The organism is Veillonellales bacterium, from assembly GCA_039680175.1.
In the GTDB taxonomy this organism is placed as follows: domain Bacteria; phylum Bacillota; class Negativicutes; order JAAYSF01; family JAAYSF01; genus JBDKTO01.
Genome location: JBDKTO010000021.1, coordinates 57,522 through 78,522, shown reverse-complemented (window position 1 = coordinate 78,522; position 21,001 = coordinate 57,522). Strand labels below are relative to the sequence as shown.

The following is a 21,001-nucleotide window of genomic DNA, read 5'->3' as shown; positions in this document are numbered from 1 at the left end:
GAAAAAATAAATTTGGGGAAGGAGGGCGCTTCTTGGCAAGCAGCAGGTCAGACATTTGTTTATATGAAGTTTGAATCTTGCTGCAGGGGGTGGCAAATAGGGAGGGATACTTCGAATTAAAAGGGAGGAATAAAGTAATGTTTGATATGATTGCTGGTATTTTATTGCTCATCACATTTTTGATTCTGATCTACTATTGTATGAAGGGCGGAAATTTACTTGTCGGCTTTATCGTAAGTTCTATCCTTTGGTGTTTTATTGGTCAGGTGCCGATCCATATTGTTGTAACAGATGTTTTTCAGAAATCTGTAGAAAGTTACGGTGCCACAATTGCTATTATCGTATTTGGTGCATGGTTTGGGCGCATCCTTGTTGATACTGGGATTGCGGGCTATATCATCAAGAAAACCGTTGAACTGGCCGGTGACAAACCCCTCACTACCGCCTTACTCTTATGTAGTGTCTGTGCCTTGATTTTTACCAGTGCGTTCGGTGTTGGTTCTGTTATGGCAATCGGTATGATTGTTCTGCCTATCTTGTTCTCCTTAGGTGTGGATAAAAAAACGGCGTTAGGTTCTTACTTACTTGCCGTTGCGGCCGGTATGTATCTTAATATTGCTTATGTGAGTCAATTCTTTGCTGTGTTTAAAACTATAAAATATGATGATACCTACATCCATTTTGCAGTGATCGCAACTATCGTGCATGTTGTCGTGATGTTAGCATTTATTACCTTCAATTATCTTCGTGCTCAAAAAGGCGGCAGAGCCCGTGCCTGGGCGGCAAGCACCGCTCCGCAGATGCAGGAGGGCAAAACAGTTGGTCTTAGCTTTTACTGCATGATCGTGCCCTTCATACCCATTATAATGGTGGCATTTTTCAAATGGATGCCGGTGCCGGCGTTCATGCTGGGTATTTTCTTAGGCTTACTCTTAACCCACAATATGGGTTCTTACACATTGGCAGTGGAAAAAATCCAAAAAACCTTGTATGATGGCATCGCGGACAGCGGACTTTTGATTGGTATGCTATATGGTGTAAATATTTTCCAAGCTGCTGCAAAGCAGGTTTCTCCTATCTTACAACATATGCTCGGCGGATTTATTCCTACTACGCCAACTGTTATTGTGGCCGGTTTCTGCATCCTAGCGCCGCTGGCACTCTTCCGCGGGCCATTGATGATTTGGGGCTCAGGCATTGCCTTGGTTTCCATCTTTCAGGCGATGGGGCTTTTCAGTGAGCAGTTCTTATTTGCTTTATTCCTCATTCCCCCTGTTGCCATTGTGGCCAGTGCCTGTCCGACTCAGTCGTGGAGCATGTGGGGGTTGAGCTATGCAAAGGTGGAACCACAACAATATATTAAAACAAACCTGCCTTGGGCATGGTTGATTTTGATCATTGTTGAGATACTGGCTTTTGTTATGGTTGGAAATAGTTAATCAGCAATACACGGAGCCGGTTCAGACCATATAGACAGGCTGGCCGGCTTTTTTCAAGCACGAAATAATAATGACATTTGGGCTTGTAGCAGACATACCGGCAGGGTTGTCAGTTTCAGCATTATTCTTTGGCTGGAAAGTCCGGGATGCCAAAACATATCGGAGGATTATATTTATGAGTAACAGAGCAATTCGCATCGGGATTGATGTGGGCGGCACTCACACCAAAGCTGTCGCCATTGATAACAATACAAACGAAATTCTGGGCAAAGGTTCGGTTATGACTACTCATCGCAGTGAGCGAGGTGTGGCCGCAGGTGTTGTGGAGGCATTTGAGAAATGTCTTGCCGAGAATGACATTAAGCCCGAAGAGATTATCTTTATCGCACACAGCACCACACAAGCCACCAATGCTCTTTTGGAGGGAGATGTGGCTCGCGTAGGCGTGATTGGTATGGGCGGAGATTGGATTGAGGGCTACCTTGCCAAAAGGCAGACTAGAATTAAAGATATCGACCTTGGTACCGGCAAGTTTATCAAGATTGACCATACTTATTTAAAAACAAAGGAAATGACGCGGGAAAAGGTCCGGGATACCATCAAAGAGCTGGTTGATCAGGGAGATCGCGTCATTGTTGCCAGTAAGGCTTTTGGCGTCGACAACATGAAAGAAGAACGTCTTGTGGCTGAGGAAGCAGAAAAACAGGGTATTCCTTGCAGTATGGCGTCGGATATTACCAAACTGTACGGTTTGACGACGCGTACCCGCACTGCCGCCTTGAACGCTTCCATTCTGCCGAAAATGCTGGAAACTGCCAATTCTACAGAAGAGAGCGTCCGAGCTGCTAACATCAACGTTCCCTTGATGATTATGCGTGGCGATGGCGGTGTTATGGAAATCGGTGAGATGAAAAAACGCCCGATTCTGACAATGTTATCTGGTCCTGCGGCTAGTGTTATCGGTGCTTTGATGTACTTGCGCGCTTCAAATGGTATTTATTTTGAGGTAGGCGGTACGTCCACCAACATCGGCGTCATCAAGAATGGACGCCCGACTGTCGATTATTCCATCATAGGTGGGCATCGCACCTATGTAAATAGCCTTGATGTACGCGTGTTAGGTGTTGCGGGGGGAAGCATGGTACGTGCCAAAAAGGGTGCGGTTATTGATGTAGGACCACGTTCTGCACATATTGCCGGTGTGGGTTATGCCTGCTTTACAGCTCCTGAGCTGTTTGACGGGGCGACACTGTATCATATAAAGCCCCGTGAAAATGACCCGGCCGATTATGTGGTTATCAAGCTGAACAACGGTGAGAGCGTAGCGATCACCAACACCTGTGCGGCAAATGTACTGGGTATTCTTGAGAAAGACGATTACGCACGCGGCAACTACGAATCAAGCTACAAAGCCATGCAGCTTTTAGCCGACGAAGTGGGCATGTCCATTGAAGAAACCGCCAAAGCCATCCTGACAAAGTCCTGTGAAAAGATTATACTTGTCATTGAAGATCTGATTACCAAATATAAAATTGAGCGTGAACAGATTGTACTTGTTGGTGCCGGAGGCGGCGCAGGTACCCTCTTGACCTTTACGGCCAACATGCTGGGTTTTAAATACCAAATTCCTAAAAACGCTGAAGTAATATCTTCCATCGGTGTGGCGCTGGCCATGGTGCGTGAGATGGTGGAAAGAACTATTTCCAGTCCGACTGCAGCCGATATTGCCCAACTGAAAAAAGAGGCTAAGGAACTTGCCATGAATAGCGGTGCGGTGGAAGACAGCATTGAGATATATATTGAGATTGATGAACAAGCCCAGAAGGTGACTGCGATTGCCATGGGCTCGACCGAAGTAAAAACCACCGACCTAATGAAAAATTGCAGCGAGGAAGAGGCCATTGATATTGCTGCAGAATCGATTGGTATTGTTAAGAGTGAAGTGAAACTGGCTGCTTCTAACGGCTTTATCTTTGTGGCAACAGCCCAAAAGAATGACAAATCACCGGTGCGGGTTATCGATAAAAAAGGCTTTATTAAGATTCAGCGGGCTAATGGTTTTGTAGAATGTACCACCATGAAAGATGCTGCCGACACCCTTAAAAGGATGTGGGACACTACCAGCAACTTTTCCAGGGAAGTGCGTATCAATCCAGATGTATACGTTATAGCCGGTTCGCGGGTGATGGATTATTCCGGCATTCCCGAGTTTACTCAAGTTTCCGGTCTGATTGAAGCTGAGCTATGCGACCAGGCACCGGAGGATGAACTGATTTTGGTGCTGGCCCGCAATGAGTTATCATGATGCCGGCGAAGTATGATACGGAAGCACGGCGGCAGGCTGTGCAGATGGCATTGGAATGCTCCGACGCCGTATGGTACCAACGTACACTTAAAAGTGATATTTGCGGCTGCAGACTCAGCCGTGAGGAGGAGTCTACAGTTATTGACAGTGCGATGCAAACCGCTGCCGACATGGCGCAGAGTGTCGCGGCACGGTATGGTCAGCTTTCACCGCAAGCACTTTTAGCGGCAATGAATATAAAACTGGTGCATACTGCCGAAGATTTGCGGGAGCCATACTTGTATATGGGGCTATACGAGCCGGCTATTCGGACAATTACCTTAAATGACAGTACACTGTTGCTCATAAGAAAATTCATTAGGGAAAATGGATTGGAAGTTTTTACTCCCGAAGAGGATATTATTCGTATTGCTGTGTTTCATGAAATTTTTCACGCTCTGGAGGAGGAGACTCCTGGTATTTATACGCGCAGCAGCATGATGGAGCGCAGATTTCTAGGAATCTTTCCCTATAAACGCGGACTAAGCGGCGCGTCGGAGGTAGGGGCGGTACATTTCTCCAAATGTATGGCGGGTGTTTCCTATTCACCCTGTATCTATGAACGTTATTTATTGATAGCATTAAGCTTGGTATCAATTGACTTTTTGCTGCCGAATTTATAAAATAAAGGTAAAGTTTCGCCTATAGTGCCAAATGCTATCTCAACCAAAAGGAGAGCTATTATTGCAGTACGACGAACAATTGGAGTCTTTAAAAAACCCGATTTTGACTGATGGCGAGGTGTACTCTGTATTGCGCCGCGCTATTGTGGAACTATACTTACAGCCTGGTGCCATTATGAGCATCAAAGATATCTGCGAACATTTTCAAATTGGCCGTTCACCCGTGAGGGACGCTCTCATGCGGCTGGATCAGGAGGGACTTGTGACCCTATTGCCACAACGTGGCACGATGATTTCTCAAATTGATCTTTCGCGTGTGGAGCAAGAATGCTTTTTGCGCCTGTCTGTAGAGGAAGAGGTAATGAAACTGTTCATGGCCTGCCATACGCCATCCGATATTACCTTGTTGAACGAGGGACTGCGTCAGCAGCAGGAACTTTGCGGTCAAAAGGATGTGGATATCCGTCGCTTTCTCTGGCTAGATGAAGGATTCCATCAGATATTTTATACTGTGACAGACAAACTGTTCTGCCTGCAAGCAGTTCAAAATGTGGGGGGGCATTACCGACGCATGCGTTTGCTGACCTGCGGCACTTGCCAGCAGGAAATTTTACGCCAGCATAGCGCGCTGATTACGGCATTGCAGGCGCGGGACACAGAATTGATGTGTAATATTTTCCATTTCCATTTGAGAAAGTTAGATCGGGAAGAAAAGCTTGTGCTTAAAAAATACCCTTATTTGTTTAAGAGCGACGGCAATCACGGGTATTCAAGTCCACTATGGGCGGCCGATTATCTGCAAACCTTAAAAGCAAACAGGGAGTAAACTAGAAACTGGAATCACGGGGACGGTTCTGTTGATTCGCAATCCTGCTCGGGGTAGAATTAAAGAGCGGTGCCAATTATTGAAAAGGATTTTGTTTAAATCTTTTTCCGTTTCCGGACATTTTGGGGACGGAGTTGACGGTATCATTCCTGGCGGCGTTGTTGAAAACGGCTGCGTAACCCAGTATAATTTATTATGTTATTCACACTGGACGAATCATGTGAAGCATTAGATTATGTAGATAGGCGGATATGTTATGAAAATTTCAAAGCAAGACGCGTTGATCTGGTTTGATTTTTTTTCACAAATGCCGGAGGAAGAGAAGATTAGTATAAAACATGAAGAAATCATTTATTCTACCTTTGCGCAAATTGAGGCAGCGATTGATCATAGAAATGACACGTTGATGGCGGAAATTAGAAATTTAAAAACGTTGGCGAATCGGACTTTTTTTGTGGGAAATGAAAGCAAGTTTCCGAGAGGGTGTCGTTCCTGCCTGCTGGGTACCGGTTTGAGTGCAGTTAGGAAAACGAACAAATGTAATTTGGCGTGTAAGTTTTGTTATAATTATGGCGAACTGGAAGATACTCGTCCTGTTGGAGAAGAACTATGGGACATCGGCGGCACGAAATTTTACGAGAAAGATATTGATTTGCTGCTTTCCATTTATCAAAAACCAACGGGCATTTCCTACGTTTATTTAGAGCCTTTTATGGAAATTGAAAAATACTATTCCATTATCAAGAAATTTAGTGATGCTCAAATTTATCAGCACTTATACACAAATGGCACGTTAGCTACAGAAGAGACCTTAAAAGCATTAGGTGCAGCCGGTCTTGACGAAATTCGGTTCAACCTGGGTGCTTCTGATTGCTCGGACAACGTAATTGCAAATATTGGAGCAGCGAAAAAATATATTAAAAATGTCGGTATTGAAACGCCGATGACCCCTGAGTTTTTCGAAACATTTTTTAAGAAAAAGCAAGCGATCCTGGCGACAAAACTCGATTTTATTAATTGCGCAGAATTGCATTTAAATGAAAATAACATCAACAATTATTATGGGGAAAATATGTATATTTCCCGGCATGGCTATATATCTCCCATTTGGAGTCGGGAATTGACTTTGAAATTCATGAAAATAGCGGATAAGGAAAACTGGGATGTAGCAGTTCATGACTGCTCAAACTACACAAAGTTTGCCAGAGGTTTAAATTTGAGCAGCAAAGCGGGGATGTGGTTCGGCGCCAGTAATTATGCCTGTGAGTTCTCGATGATTCCATACGAAATATTTATACCAATACTGAATGACGACAACTTCAAATTTTTACAGGAAGAAGAATTGCCTGACGGCTATAAACCCGAAATGATAGATTTGTAGAATGGTGTGTTGTTTCCATAGCAGCGGTCTCTTGGGAACGCTGCTCAATAAAAATGGCAGGTGAAAACAACAACCTAATTGAAGTTGTTGGCACCCGGCCGCTAACGATGCAGCAATATAAATTTGACATAAGTTATCATTGGTAACATGCAAACTGGCCCCAAACCTTCACAAGACAAGGTTTGGGGCTTTTTCGTTTGAATGGATCTATTTAGACGGTCAGCATAGTATATTGGAGAATCTAGTTATAAAGGAGAATGCTCTATGCAAAAAGTTGTATTTCTTAAATATGATGACTTTTCTGACGCATCCTTGCTGCAGCTAAATGGCAGCGCAGCCAGTCAAAGCCGCCAGCTGGTTCTTACTTCCGATACTGCATGGTTAAAGGGCAGTGCCTTTTATATGAATAGCATCCCTCTACCCAGCCGCATGTCATTTAGCACGTTTTTTACTTTTAATATTATTCGTTCTGCCTTTGACCATGGAGATGGAATGACGCTTACAATCCAGGGACAGTCCCAAACAGCACTCGGGGCTTTGGGCGGGGCGCTCGGATATTCAGGTATTCGTCCCAGTATCGCTGTGGAATTTGACACAGCCAGAAATGCCGGTTATAACGATATCAATGATAATCATGCCGGTATAGACGTGGATGGCAGCCTTGTTTCTATTACTTCGTACAACCTAACAACAGCTGGGTTTACGCTGGCAAATGGCAGTTTGTATTATGCATGGATCGATTATAACAATCCAATTCTGGAAGTCAGAATAAACAATTCAACTGTTCGTCCGTCCAGTGCTATATTGACGGCTAATATAGATTTAACCAGCAGCATGCTGCCGTGCAACATATTTGCCGGATTTACCGCAGGAACGGGTTCTTTCTCGGAAAAGCATTCCATAATAAGCTGGTACTTTTCCAATCAGTATGATCCGATCGATGTCAATAATAACACGTATATTGAAGCACCCAAGTTAATTGAGGTCAGTATAAAATCTAGTAATGCAGCTTCCGGTTTGGCGTATCCTGGGGACACAGTATTTTTGGATTTTACCGCTAAAGCCGAAATATCAAATATTAGTGTTACGATTAATAATCAAAGCGGTACAGTAGCTTCAACCGGCGGGAATAGTTATCGCGGATCATATATGATGACGAGAAATGATATTGAGGATACTGTCACATTCGCGATAAATTTTTCGGATAATCAAGGTAATTCCGGAACAACAGTAGTTTGTACCACGGATGAGTCGGAGGTTAGATTTATTAATGCTACAAGGGGTGTGAATTGGTTTTTTTAATGGATACTATGCTGCCAACAAATCAATGGGCCGTTCTGATATATTTTGCTGGAAACAATGATTTAGAACCTTTTTTATCGAAGCAGTTTGAACTTATACAAAACGCAGAAATTTGCCCTAATATAAATGTTGCGGTACAGTTTGGCAAACGACGGCGCGACGATAATTCAGCTGAGTGGGGCGGGACTCGGCGTTACATTAGCAAAAATGGCGCAATGGTCTTAACGGAGTGCCTTGGCTGCGTGAATATGGGAAAGCAGCAAACATTTATTGAGTTTTTGTTGTGGGGATATTCCCAGTTTGCCACTGACCACGTTATACTGATCATGTCTGGTCATAGTGCCGGTTTTGTTGGGTTAATGATGGATGTCTCTGAGAAAACTTTAGATTTAATAAGTATTAAAGAATTTGCCCAGGCCTTATCATACTTTCACGCGCAAACCGGAAGCACTATTGACATCTTATTATTTGATACCTGTTATATGAATTTGGTGGAAGTGTGGTATGAAATCGCCATATTGGCAGGTCATCCGGTAGATTTTTTGATCTTGGACGAAGAAAATCCACCCATAGGAGGATTGCCTTGCTATGAAATTATTAATTTATTGGTAAACGATACGTCTAATCGTCTTATGGTCAAGAAGTCAATTAGGAAGATTGTTCAATCTATTAATAGCAAATACGCGGGGCAAGTTGATCTTTTTGCTATATCGCTTGCACCGGAGCATTTTATAGTGCTGAAAGAGTTAATGAATGAATTAACAATTCTAGCGCTAGATAATAATTTAATGAACAGACTACCAAGTATATATTGTAAGCCTTCAGCACTTATTCGTTTGCGGGATTTGGTAAATCAAATCGATATGATTTTTTCTAAAGCGGATACATGCTGCAGGCAAATTGAAAATGTCCTGGAAAAGATTGTTGAATATCCAGCTTTCAATAAACTTGTCAAGAATCATAGCATAGGCCCATACATTTATCTGCCGAATAACCCGGCGCAATATTTGAAATTTCAAACGTATTACGATATATTATCTTTTGCCAGCAATAATAAATGGCTGGAGGTATTAAAAGGGGCAGGCTGTCCCTGAAAAGTTCATACCGGTACAAGATGATGTTTTTGCTATCGGGGAGATATGCCGCAAAAATTAAATGGCTTAAGCGAAACTGAAATTCAGATATTATATTTGGCGACGCTTGCTCCCAGTGGCCACAATACGCAGCCTTGGACGATAACAATAAAAGAACCGAAACGATGGGTAATAGGATCAGATAGAAGGCGATGGTTATCGGCCGTTGATCCTGAGAATCGGGAAATGATCTTGTCACTAGGAACTTTTATTGAAAATTTGTCTGTAGCGGCGCGAATACAAGGCTATGAAGCAGAAGTCAAGATTACGGGAAAAGATAATTTTAGTTCTGAAATTGCTGAAATAAGGTTGACGAAAGGGAATGAGACAAATCTCTCCGATAAATCGATAAGAGGAAGGAGGACAGTAAGAAAGGACCTATCTAAAGCCCCAATTAAGGACGAGGATATAAAAGATTTGGCGGGGATTCATCGAAACTCAGTTTTATATTATCCGCTGAATTCCAAAGAAGGGTCGTATTTGAGCCAAGCTACCTTGCAGGCCAATATGACTCAAGCGAAGCGAGAAGATGCGCAGCAAGAGCTAGCCGAATGGATTCGCTGGAATGAGCGGGAAGCAAAAGAATACTATAATGGCCTTACCCCCGAGAGCATGGAAATGAAAGGTATTGTCTGCTGGTATGCAAAGCACTTCCTCGATAAAAAAGATGTATTAAGTCAGAAATTCAGAAGTGAGACAATAAAATTAGCTGCGGATCAGGTGCAAAATTGTGCCGGGTGGCTCGTTGTTAGAAGCAATGGTTCGACTGTAGCCGAACTGATAAATGCGGGGAGAGTGTTTCAGTCAGCTTGGCTGCATGCCTATGAAAAAAGCATTGGGTTTCATCCGATGACTCAGGTGTTGGAAGAGGCACCTTGGCGGTCAGAAGTTGCTAGGGAACTTAATTATGCGGGGAGTATACAATTTATAGTACGGGTAGGGTATGTTAAAGAATACCCACAACCTGTAAGCTTACGTATGCCTTTATCAAATATAGTGATTACAAAATCCATGTAGATATAAATTATACGGGGGAAGTTGGATGGAAACCGAAACTCTTATTGTAAATATATCGATGTTTTATCGGAAACGATGCGGCAGTCCATGCGAAAATATAAAGAAGAAACCGTCAGTGGAGATTTATTCAGCCTGACAATCACACAATTGCATTATCTCCACGCGATTAAGGAAATGGATGGCCTTACATTTAAGCAGTTAGTAGAAAGGTTTAATGTTCAGAAGTCTACAATTACGGATATAATTAACAGGTTAATTAAGCGCAATTTAGTTTATAAGAAACAGTCCGAAAAAGATTTACGAGTATTCCACATTTACTTAACAGACAAGGGGAAAGAAATTTTGGCTATTGAGAGCAGGGGGTATTATTATTTTGCACTAAAGATGACGAAGTGCCTTGAAGAAGATGAAAAAAGATTGTTTACAGCGCTCCTAAGAAAAATTGTGCATGAAATCGAAGCATGAAAACAAGTCTAGGCTTTTTTGTTGAAGGGCGTACATACACGCTTGGTTTTCCTCACGCTTGGGCCTGTGGCTTCATACATATATAGTGCGAAATACATCAGATTGTTATATGTAAGGGGGAACGGAAGTGCCTAAAGGGGTTGTAAATATACCGGTTTCGCTCTTTGAATCAAGTAAAGGAAGATACTTTGTTGGCCAAAGCGGGCTGCTGCACTTCGGCAATGGCAAAAATGCGTGGTGTGGATTATTTAACCCATGCAGCTCTCAAGTGAAATTACATGTTAATGTATTTACGATTACAAACTTGTCCGATACAGATTTTTTAGCGGAAATTTGGTTTAATCCCGAATTGCATGGAAAAGAAACTGTCTCGGATTTGGTAACACCAGCTAATAGGGCAATATGCCCGCGTCCCAGGCCGGAGGTAGAATTGATATTTGCCGACGATGTCCGATGTTCGCCAGAGGGAGGGGTAAATGCTTTTGCTAGAGAGGTTGCTCCGAAAACAACGATTGCTCAGGACGAAGACGGAAAATATATTATTCCTGAGGGAGAATCTTTTACTATATTTTTAATTGGGCAGGAAGTTAGTTGCCTTCAGGCCAGAGTTGCTTTTGGCTGGTGGGAAGAACGCTGCTAGACGATGGGTGGCTTTCATATACTGTTTTTTGTACATTTGTTTATAGACAAATTGCATCGGAGTAAATTAGATACGAAAAAATTAAGAAGATCGGAAGAAGACCTATTGAAATATTTACAAACTATTGTTATAATAAATTCACGTTTAATATTAAATGACGGTGAAGAGGAAAAGTAGGCTTTTGAATTGTCACAGAGAGTCGGCGGGGTTGAGAAGCCGGTACAAGAAATGGGCTGAAGTTCTCCTTGGAGTCGCGAAACTGAATTTTTGGTATAAGCTGAAATAGTAGGTGACGCCGTTAACCATTACGTTATAGATGGAAGGTATCGGCAAATTGCCCGTACCTATAAAGTTGATTCGTTCATTAGCGAATAACAAAGGTGGTACCGCGAGATAACTCTCGTCCTTTACAGGATGGGAGTTTTTTTTATTGGGAAGAAGGAGTCTGTTCCCATTTAAAGAATAAGGGGGTTATGTTTTGTATTGGAATAATCATATTGAAAAGCTTAGCCGAGAAGAAATGACGGAGATCCAATCAATTTCGCTGCGTGATTTAGTTCAAAGGGTTTACACCCATGTGCCTTCATATCGCCAGAAGTTTCAGGCAGCCGGGTTATTGCCTGTAGATATCCGGGGGATAGAGGATATTCATAAATTACCCTTTACGACAAAGCAGGATTTACGGGATAACTACCCGTATGGATTGTTTGCTTTACCGATGAGCGAGATTGTCCGGATACATGCTTCAAGTGGCACAACCGGAAAGCCAACTGTTGTTGGTTATACAAAACGCGACCTTAATATGTGGGCTGAAGTTATGGCGAGAGCTTTAACTTCAGTCGGTGTCACGAGCAAATCATTTATTCAAAATGCGTATGGCTATGGATTATTTACCGGTGCATTAGGTGTGCATTATGGCGCGGAGTTAGTAGGGGGATCGATTATTCCTACTTCTGTTGGCAATACTGCACGGCAGATTACTTTAATGAAAGATTTTGGAACGAGTGTTCTTGCCTGTACGCCTTCCTATGCCCTTCATATTGCCGAAACGATGCGGGAGACGGGCATTGATTGTCGGGAACTTCCGCTTCGGGTTGGAATCTTTGGGGCGGAACCGTGGTCGGAACAAATGAGGCAGGAGATTCAGCGCCAGCTCAATATAAAGGCTTATGATATATATGGATTGAGTGAAATTATTGGCCCGGGGGTTGCATGCGAGTGTACTGAGCAAGACGGCATGCATATATATGAAGATCATTTCTATCCTGAAATTATTGACCCTGTAACCGGAGAAGTTTTACCTGATGGAGAAACAGGCGAATTGGTTATTACCACGCTGACGAAAGAGGGGCTGCCCCTTATTCGCTATCGAACCAGGGATTTAACGGTGCTTAACAGAGAAGCTTGCTCTTGCGGAAGAACGCTGGTAAGGATGCAGAAGGTTATGGGGCGCAGCGACGATATGTTAATCATCGGGGGCGTTAATGTATTTCCCTCTCAGGTCGAAAGTGTGCTGCTTGATATGGGTATGGCACCGCATTATCAACTGATTATTGAGCGCATTGATAATCTTGACAAATTGACTATTATGGTGGAAATTACGGAAGCGGTATTTACGGATGAAGTTCGCGGCCTTGAGACATTAGAACATAAACTGCAGAAAAAGATGAGTCAATTGTTGGGTATTTCCAGTAAGGTAAAATTGGTATCGAACAAAACTATCGAGCGCAGTGAAGGCAAGGCTAAAAGGGTAATAGATAAGCGGAAAATATAAAGCGGGAGGTAAAAAGTATGAATGTTATTCAGCAAATATCAACGTTTGTGGAGAATTGTCCCGGAGCTTTTCGGGAAATACTGCAGGTCATCCGGTCTAATGATATTAATATTAAAGCGTTATCAATAGCCGATACGGCAGACTTTGGCATCCTGCGGTTTATTGTTACTGATCCGGACATTTTAGGGAAGATATTGCGTGAGGCAGGCTTTATTGTAAAGAAAACCCCTGTGCTTGCTATAACTATCGGCGATAAGCCAGGTACTTTACTGACCTATGTTGATAAGCTAAGTGATGCCGATATCAATATTGAATATATTTATGCCTTTACCACTGCAGCTGAAAATGTGGCAAAGGTAGTAGTGAAGGTGGATGATGTTGAACGGGCCATGAACATATTACGCAATGATAAGGATATTAAAGAAGCTCTTCAAGCAAATGATACCGCTGATTTTTATTGGTAAAAGGTAGAGATGGCTAGTTTGCATATTTATAGGAGGGAAAAGTGAGACGAGGAGACTTTTTATGGCTGATCGCGCTATGTGCCGTTTCATCGATTATGGTAGTTCCAGCTACGCATCAGGTGTTCATTAGTGTTACCAAAGAGCATCCGTATATCATGGGTTTCGGTAAATTTGCCGTCTTGGCTACTATGGGTGAGTTGTTGGCTATCCGTATTGCCATGGGGGAATGGAAGAGGCCCGCGGGGGTAACATACCGCAGTATTGTCTGGGGCCTCATTGGCGTACTTATCGTGCTGATGTTTGAAGTATTTTCCGGCGGAGTTGCGGGAGCAATATCAAAAGGACTGCTATGGTCTGGTACTGACGTATCTTCCGGTAAAATATGGGCTGCATTTTGGATTAGCGCCATCATGAACCTGGCTTTTGGCCCTGCATTTATGACTCTTCACCGGATAACCGACACCTATATTGACCTCATCTGCGGCGAAAATATTCCAGCCGGAACAGTGAATTTGTCTGACGTGATTGCCAGAATTGACTGGCAGGGTCTGGTCTCCTTCGTCGTTTTAAAAACGATTCCTTTTTTCTGGATACCAGCCCATACAATCACTTTTTTATTGCCGCCCGAGTACCGGGTTTTGATGGCGGCGTACTTATCCATAGCGTTAGGAGCGATTCTCGCCTATGGAAAAAGAAAGAAATCGAAAGTCCTATTCAAGTAGCCGTTCAAGGAAACTACATGTGGAGGTTATAATGAAAAAATTACTGACCGGTAATGAAGCGGTAGCCCAGGGAGCATACGAAGCCGGCGTGACGTATGCCGCAGCTTACCCCGGGACTCCGAGTACCGAAATACTAGAAACTATCGCCGAATACAAACAAGATATTATCGCTGAATGGGCACCAAACGAAAAGGTGGCCATGGAAAGTGCGATAGGTGCATCTATCGCCGGCGCGAGAGCACTTGCGGCCATGAAAATGGTCGGAGTAAACGTAGCCGCCGACCCCTTGTTCAGTTTTGCCTATGCGGGAGTAAACGGGGGTATGGTGCTGGTAACGGCCGATGACCCGAGCCTTCATTCATCGCAAAACGAGCAGGACAACAGACAATACGCTAAGTTTGCTAAAATAGCCATGATCGAGCCAAGTGACAGCCAGGAATCGAAAGACATGATTAAGGCGGCCATGGAGATCAGCGAAAAATTTAATACGCCGATTTTATTTAGAATGACGACAAGAGTCTGTCATAGCAAAAGTTTAGTGGAAATCGGCGAACGGAAGGAAGATAGCAAAAAACCTTATGTAAGAAACCTCTCCCAATACGACCTTGTTCCGGCTGTATCGAAAAGGCTGCGCGCCGAATTGGAAAAACGCTTGTGCAAACTATCAGCATTTGCCGATGAAACTGATTTGAACTACTTCGAATGGAACGACGCCAAAATTGGTATTATTTCGTCGGGTGTCGCCTACCAATATGCCAAGGAAGTTTTTGGCGATAAGGTGTCTTATCTCAAACTAGGGTTTACTTATCCACTGCCGGCGAAAAAAATCAAAGAGTTCGCCTCGCGGGTGGAAAAGCTCTATGTAATTGAAGAACTGGAGCCCTATTTGGAAGACCAGATAAAGCAAATGGGAATAACCTGCATCGGCAAAGAGAAAATACCCAACATGTACGAACTCAATCCCGATATTATTGCGAAAGCCTTGCTGGACGAAGAAAATCCGCTTATTCAGTACGATAGATCCTTAGTAGCTAACAGACCGCCCGTACTTTGCGCCGGTTGTCCGCACAGGGGCTTTTTCTATGAACTTAGTAAAAAGAAAAATGTCGTCATGGCCGGAGATATCGGCTGTTATGCTCTGGGCGGAGCCGATCCCCTTAACGCCAAGGACCTTTGTATCTGTATGGGATCAGCTCCAAGCATAGGACACGGCGCGCAAAAAATCTTCAACAAATTCGACGAAAACCTGCGTGTTGTCGCGACCATCGGCGACTCAACCTTCTTTCATACCGGCATCAACAGTATTATGAACATAGCGTATAATCACAGCAAAACGATTACAGTTATTCTCGATAACCGGATTACCGGGATGACCGGTCACCAGGATCATCCTGGAACAGGTTTCACGCTCCAGGGAATGCCGGCTAAGGCACTGCCGATTGAAGATGTGGTAAGGGCGTTGGGAATCAATTATGTACGAACGGTCAATCCGCTAAAACTTGCCGAGATAAGGGAAGCCCTCGATTGGGCCCTTGCTTTGGATGAACCGTCTGTTATTATCACTCGCTGGCCATGCGTATTGAAAAAGCAGTCACCGCAAGACAAAGAAGAGTTCGGTGATTATTGGGCAACTTGTGAAATAGATACTGAAGAGTGCATCGGTTGCAAAATGTGCATCAATACCGGCTGTCCGGCTCTCAGATTCAACAGAGAGCATGAAAAAGCAGCCATCGATCCGGTGCAATGCGTCGGTTGCGAAGTATGCCTGCAAGTATGCCCGGTAAATGCCATAGCAAAGGTTGGTGAGTAGTGTGTCCGATGTAAAAAATATACTGCTGGTTGGTGTAGGCGGACAGGGTACCATTTTAGTGAGCAAGATATTGTCTAATGGACTAGTGAACGCCGGTTATGATGTGAAGATGTCAGAAATACACGGCATGGCGCAGCGTGGCGGCAGCGTCAGCACCCAGGTAAGATACGGGAAAAAGGTATATTCGCCGATTATCGGCAAGGGACAGGCTGATATACTTGTTTCCTTCGAGACAATGGAAGCGCTCAGGTGGCTCGAATACTTAGAGCCAAACGGCAAAGTGGTCGTAAATAACTATCAGATCCCGTCAGCTCCGATCCTCATGGGAAAACAGGATTATCCGGAAGGAGTGCTGGAACTGATAAAGGCTAAAGCCGACACAACTGTTATCAGGGCAGCCGAAATCGCCGAAAAGTTGGGGAATGCGAAAGCTATGAACGTAGTTTTGCTCGGGGCGCTGGTAAAAGCCATGAAGATTAGCTATATTGATTGGGAAGAAGTGATTAAAAGCAGTGTCAAGGCGAGTGCCGTTGGGGTAAATCTCCTTGCTTTCAAAGCAGGAATGAATGTAGAGTAACCCGGAATTTGACCTTGTGAGAATTTTCATATTGCCACGAGGAATTAGAAGGAGAAAATAAAATGCCCATAACTGAAATACTGTCTCGCAATGCTATGCTGTATGGCGATAAGATCAGCCTAATTGAAATAAATCCTGAATTACAGGAAAAGCATGAAGTTTCCTGGCGAGAATACGAGTTAATTGAAACAAATCCCACGGCGAGTTTTCGGCGCCAAATGACATGGCGCGAATTCGATGATAAAGCGAACAGATTTGCCAATTTGCTGCTAAGCAGCGGTATAAAAAAGGGCGACAAAGTTGCGATACTGTTGATGAATTGTCTGGAATGGCTGCCGATTTATTTTGGGATTCTTAAAGCCGGTGCTGTGGCAGTCCCGTTAAACTTTCGCTATGATGCAGAGGAAATAAAATATTGTTTGGAACTTTCGGAAGCCGTCATGCTGATTTTCGGACCGGAATTTATCGACCGCGTGGAAACAATCTATGAAAAGCTTCCTACTGTAAAAATGCATTTTTATGTAGGCGAAAATGGTCCTTCATTTGCTACAAACTATAATCAGACCGAAGCGTCGTACTCAGCCGAAACTCCGCAAATTCAGCTTATCGCTGAAGATGACGCCGCTATTTATTTTTCTTCCGGCACTACAGGCTTCCCCAAAGCGATTCTTCATACTCACTATAGTCTGCAATCTGCCTGCTATACGGAACAAAACCATCACCAGCAGACTCAGGAGGATAATTTTTTATGCATTCCGCCCTTATATCATACCGGTGCAAAAATGCATTGGTTTGGCAGCTTTTTGGTAGGAGGAAAAGCAGTTTTGCTTCGCGGAGTGAAGCCGGCATGGATTCTTAAGGCAGTCTCCGAAGAAAAGGTTACAATAGTCTGGCTGCTTGTCCCCTGGGCCCAGGACATTCTGAATGCGATTGAAGACGGAGAAGTGAACCTGGCTGATTATGATCTTGAGCAATGGAGACTGATGCATATTGGTGCTCAGCCGGTTCCTCCCAGTTTGATTCATCGCTGGAAGAAGTATTTTCCTAACCATAGCTATGATACTAACTACGGACTGAGCGAGTCAATCGGTCCGGGATGTGTCCATCTTGGCCTTGAAAATATTCATAAGGTTGGGGCAATTGGGAAGCCCGGGTTTAAATGGGAGGCAATGATTGTTGATGAATCGGGCAGTCCTGTTCAGCAGGGGAGTATAGGAGAACTTATTGTAAAAGGGCCGGGCGTGATGAAGTGTTATTATAATGACCCTGAGGCTACCGCAGAGGTATTGAAAGACGGGTGGCTTTTTACCGGCGATATGGCCCGTATGGATGAAGACGGTTTCATTTACTTGGTTGACCGAAAAAAAGATGTTATTATTTCAGGCGGTGAAAATTTGTACCCGGTACAGATTGAAGATTTTCTTCATAGAAATAATTCAATCAAAGATGTTGCAGTGATTGGCCTGCCGGATCAACGACTTGGCGAAATCGCAGCCGCTATTATCGAGCTCAAACCGCATTACCAGTGTACTGAGGAAGACATAAGGGAATTTTGTTCTTCCCTACCGCGCTACAAACGTCCGCGTAAGATTATTTTTGCCGACGTTCCGCGCAACCCTACCGGTAAAATTGAAAAACCGAAGCTGCGGGAGAAATATTGTGCCGCACACTTAATAGCAGATCAATCCCAGAGTTAAAATTCAAATTTAAGGGCTTGTAAAAGTATGTCTACCATTTTAACGGGCAATGAGAGCAATCTTATTGCCCGACTCGTGGGGACGGTTCCTGCGAGTCGGGAAGAAGACGCGGGGATAGGGAAGATGTTTTACGGTAAAGCTGGTAAAACAAAATACCTGTCCCCTTGTTTATGTGGACATTTATAGATTGTGATGACGGGAATAATTGCCGGAAAATTCAAAGCAATCACTAAACTAGTTTTTTATTGCTACAGTGCCGTGATAAATTCAGACTGTGTCTATTCGGTTATTATGACATCGGCTGTATCCTCTTTCGTTCTATGCATGTTGACAACTTCGGCGATTAGTGTTACGGCTCCAATATTTGCCGATGCTGCAGCTGTCCCTGTACTTACTACAGGGGCAACCAGCTTGGCGGTAGCATGGAGGGCGATCATATCATAATAGCCGCAGCTATTGAAGCAGAAAGGCATTTGATAACTATACAGCAACGGGGCAATTTCGCAGGTCGTTGATGCACTTGAGAATAATGCTGGTGGCAGGGGAATGGCTTTTTGCAGCGCTGTCTGGAATACTCGGTATATTACATTGTTATTAAACAGAAGTTCAATGACTATATCGGCATAACCGGCAGTGCTTACTGTGGCGCTAACGCCATCGGGAGGCGTAAAGGTTGCACTCCAGTTTACCACAGCGGTTACAATCAAACAGCCACACTGCTGCAGAGGTCTGCATATTGTTAGTTTTCCAATTTCTGCGGTTGTATTATTGGTTAGTGAAATTGGAAAAGGCGGGGTAACGACTGAGTTTTCCTCATAGATACAATGCATATTTTTAGCCTCCGATACAGTATTATTATGATATTACGTTCCGATGAAAATATTGCGGGAGCAGCAGTCCTGATAGTAATGCTCAGACGGTTTGCAACATGGCATGCAGTCACAGCAGGCATATGTGGAAGGGGTGTTTTCGTAGGTAACTGAGATTGGTAAATGGTCAGATTCCATGCAGTCGCAGGACAGGAAGGACGGGGATTCGCAGCAATCTAATGAAGTATCACATGGTTTGGCCAGATGGCAGGGCGGGCAGTCTGGTTGGCAGTCATTTAATGTAATATCCTGGCAAAATGTAGGTCCGCAAGAAAAGAAGGGTTGTGAAAAATAAGGCAGACAAATATGAGAAGGCAAGTTATGAAAATGATTGGCGAATTGTACAGCCATAACATTGACTACGGTTACACAGTCAATACAGCGGCAATCGACAGCAGTTACTTTTAGGTATTTAGTTTTTACTTTCAATTGGACATTACGATCGGCCTTTATCCGGCAATATTCTATAACACCGGAGTTGACGGGCAGTTTAAAACAGGCAAAGTAGACTAGTTGGGAACAGTCAGCGGTTTTAGCTGCATACTCTATGCATAAATCCAGGTAGCCCCTAAAAATTACTCGTTTATCAATAGTAGAGGCATATTCTATGTGCGGAAAGGTTGCTGCCCGCAGTATGAACTCAATATCGGGTTTATTCTCGGGTAGTTTAAATGTGTTGTGCACATTCACAAACGCTCTTATTTTATGACTCATAAAGCCTTCCTCCTATATGGGGCAGTTTATATTTGTGAATTGAGTTCTTTCCTAGAAATTTGGGATTTTGCACCATTTTTAATATTCAGTACTGCAGGTATACGATGGTGAGTATTTTTTTTCGCTATGGCATACAGTGCAGAGCTCGGTCTTATACGGCGGGGTGCCGCAGGTGGTGTGGAGAGCTGGGCAATGATGGTGTTCGTGGTTATCACAGCAGGGTTCACACGGGTCGCTAGGGCAGCAGGGCTTAAGGATAGCGCAGGCTAGGATTAATGCCGATACAGCTACGCAGCGGCAATCAAGCTGTTTGATGGATACATATTCGACTACTGTACAGATATCCGTTACTTCACGATGAGGATCCTTTAATAGGATAAACATACAGAGTGGGAGACAAAAATGGGCAGTATGGACGGTTTCACAGGGTTCAGCCGCAATGTACATTATTTTTAGATGCTTGACAGCCTCGATAACCAGTTTTTTACCGCAGGGGGTGCAGATCACCTTGGTAGAAGATAATGATATATTAATACTTACGCTTAATATTTGGGAAATGTCCGGCTTTTGGCAGGGAATACATAGTTTGTCGGTTTCACAGGTTTCGGTGCAGTAGTCCGGCAATAGATTAGGCGGAAAGCGTGACGGTTGAGTGAGTCCGATGAAGTCAATTTGCTGGTCAGACAAAATGATCACCTCTGAATATTAATTATCTATTTTAGTATCAGCTTATTATTTTATCGGCAAAAAGGTTACTGGTTTATGATGACAATTTATGACTCCTATGTACCGGATACTGCAAGCTAATGGGGTGAATCGTTAGCTTGCAATTTTTGTTGTAAAAATATGAATCCGACTATGTAACTTTGTTTTGTAAAGTGAATACGATGTAGTAAAGGGGTGAGAAAATGTCAGGTAATATATCGTATTATTACAACAGTCCCCGGCCGGCAAAAAACTTTGCTAATATATGCACAGGGACGGCTCCTTATGTTATTCAGGGCGTTGCCGGCCCTCCAGGGCTGCCTGAATCTTCCGGATCCAGGGAGGATAATGGCAGTTATGGTGCTCCCGGACCTAGGGGATACTCTGGTTATCCCGGACCAAAGGGCGATGCGGGCTATTACGGATTCCCTGGTCCAATGGGACCTCCAGGCTATCCGGGCCCAGCAGGGCCTCCTGGGCCAAGGGGAGATACTGGCTG

Annotated in this window: 18 protein-coding genes and 1 other annotated feature; of the genes, 17 read left to right on the top strand and 1 reads right to left on the bottom strand. The window is 43.8% G+C overall.

The annotated features are described in order from the left end of the window. Window positions 1-137: 137 nt before the first annotated feature. The 16 genes from ABFC84_03475 (at window position 138) to ABFC84_03400 (ending at window position 18,214) form a co-directional block, all read left to right on the top strand. Window positions 138-1,439, top strand: a complete 1,302-nt coding sequence (locus tag ABFC84_03475) for a citrate transporter (protein MEN6411812.1) — start codon at window positions 138-140, stop codon at window positions 1,437-1,439. 175 nt (window positions 1,440-1,614) lie between these two features. Continuing rightward, the gene (locus tag ABFC84_03470; protein MEN6411811.1) at window positions 1,615-3,744 is read left to right on the top strand and encodes a hydantoinase/oxoprolinase family protein; all 2,130 of its coding nucleotides are present in this window, start codon (window positions 1,615-1,617) and stop codon (window positions 3,742-3,744) included. Continuing rightward, on the top strand, window positions 3,741-4,406 hold the full coding sequence (locus tag ABFC84_03465; protein ID MEN6411810.1) for a hypothetical protein: 666 nt from the start codon (window positions 3,741-3,743) through the stop codon (window positions 4,404-4,406). Before ABFC84_03470 ends, ABFC84_03465 begins: the two co-directional genes overlap by 4 nt. A gap of 61 nt (window positions 4,407-4,467) precedes the next feature. Continuing rightward, window positions 4,468-5,232, top strand: a complete 765-nt coding sequence (locus ABFC84_03460; protein MEN6411809.1) for a GntR family transcriptional regulator — start codon at window positions 4,468-4,470, stop codon at window positions 5,230-5,232. Window positions 5,233-5,686: 454 nt separating this feature from the next. Next, the gene (locus tag ABFC84_03455) at window positions 5,687-6,613 is read left to right on the top strand and encodes a radical SAM protein (protein MEN6411808.1); all 927 of its coding nucleotides are present in this window, start codon (window positions 5,687-5,689) and stop codon (window positions 6,611-6,613) included. A gap of 264 nt (window positions 6,614-6,877) precedes the next feature. Next, the gene (locus tag ABFC84_03450; protein ID MEN6411807.1) at window positions 6,878-7,915 is read left to right on the top strand and encodes a hypothetical protein; all 1,038 of its coding nucleotides are present in this window, start codon (window positions 6,878-6,880) and stop codon (window positions 7,913-7,915) included. Continuing rightward, window positions 7,915-9,009, top strand: coding sequence for a clostripain-related cysteine peptidase (locus ABFC84_03445; GenBank protein ID MEN6411806.1), 1,095 nt, complete (start codon window positions 7,915-7,917; stop codon window positions 9,007-9,009). The genes ABFC84_03450 and ABFC84_03445 overlap by 1 nt, the downstream gene beginning before the upstream one ends. A 45-nt stretch (window positions 9,010-9,054) precedes the next feature. Continuing rightward, on the top strand, window positions 9,055-10,065 hold the full coding sequence (locus ABFC84_03440) for a nitroreductase family protein (protein MEN6411805.1): 1,011 nt from the start codon (window positions 9,055-9,057) through the stop codon (window positions 10,063-10,065). 87 nt (window positions 10,066-10,152) lie between these two features. Continuing rightward, entirely contained in the window at window positions 10,153-10,530 is a 378-nt protein-coding gene (locus tag ABFC84_03435; protein ID MEN6411804.1) for a MarR family transcriptional regulator, read from the top strand. Window positions 10,531-10,657: 127 nt separating this feature from the next. Beyond that, a complete protein-coding gene (locus ABFC84_03430; protein ID MEN6411803.1) occupies window positions 10,658-11,170 on the top strand; it encodes a DUF6143 family protein in 513 nt (170 codons plus the stop codon). 151 nt (window positions 11,171-11,321) lie between these two features. Continuing rightward, window positions 11,322-11,581 (top strand) — a binding site (T-box leader). Between the two features lie 67 nt (window positions 11,582-11,648). Continuing rightward, window positions 11,649-12,944 (top strand): phenylacetate--CoA ligase, encoded by a 1,296-nt coding sequence (locus tag ABFC84_03425; GenBank protein MEN6411802.1) that lies wholly within the window; start codon window positions 11,649-11,651, stop codon window positions 12,942-12,944. A gap of 17 nt (window positions 12,945-12,961) precedes the next feature. Then, complete coding sequence (locus ABFC84_03420) at window positions 12,962-13,408, top strand: hypothetical protein (protein MEN6411801.1); 447 nt, start codon at window positions 12,962-12,964, stop codon at window positions 13,406-13,408. Window positions 13,409-13,449: 41 nt separating this feature from the next. Continuing rightward, window positions 13,450-14,130, top strand: coding sequence for a hypothetical protein (locus ABFC84_03415; protein ID MEN6411800.1), 681 nt, complete (start codon window positions 13,450-13,452; stop codon window positions 14,128-14,130). 31 nt (window positions 14,131-14,161) lie between these two features. Then, window positions 14,162-15,940: an indolepyruvate ferredoxin oxidoreductase subunit alpha gene (gene iorA, locus ABFC84_03410; GenBank protein MEN6411799.1), complete on the top strand. Its 1,779-nt coding sequence runs from the start codon at window positions 14,162-14,164 to the stop codon at window positions 15,938-15,940. A 1-nt stretch (window position 15,941) separates the two neighbouring features. After that, window positions 15,942-16,517 carry an indolepyruvate oxidoreductase subunit beta gene (locus tag ABFC84_03405; GenBank protein MEN6411798.1) on the top strand — a complete coding sequence of 192 codons (576 nt, stop codon included), beginning with the start codon at window positions 15,942-15,944 and terminating at the stop codon, window positions 16,515-16,517. A gap of 62 nt (window positions 16,518-16,579) precedes the next feature. Continuing rightward, window positions 16,580-18,214 (top strand): class I adenylate-forming enzyme family protein, encoded by a 1,635-nt coding sequence (locus ABFC84_03400; protein MEN6411797.1) that lies wholly within the window; start codon window positions 16,580-16,582, stop codon window positions 18,212-18,214. A 278-nt stretch (window positions 18,215-18,492) separates the two neighbouring features. Here the strand turns inward: ABFC84_03400 and ABFC84_03395 are convergent, their stop codons facing one another. Then, on the bottom strand, window positions 18,493-19,044 hold the full coding sequence (locus ABFC84_03395) for a hypothetical protein (protein MEN6411796.1): 552 nt from the start codon (window positions 19,042-19,044) through the stop codon (window positions 18,493-18,495). A gap of 1,213 nt (window positions 19,045-20,257) precedes the next feature. On the opposite strand from ABFC84_03395, the gene ABFC84_03390 reads away from it, so the two are divergent. Further along, window positions 20,258-20,413, top strand: coding sequence for a hypothetical protein (locus ABFC84_03390; GenBank protein MEN6411795.1), 156 nt, complete (start codon window positions 20,258-20,260; stop codon window positions 20,411-20,413). Window positions 20,414-21,001: the final 588 nt, after the last annotated feature.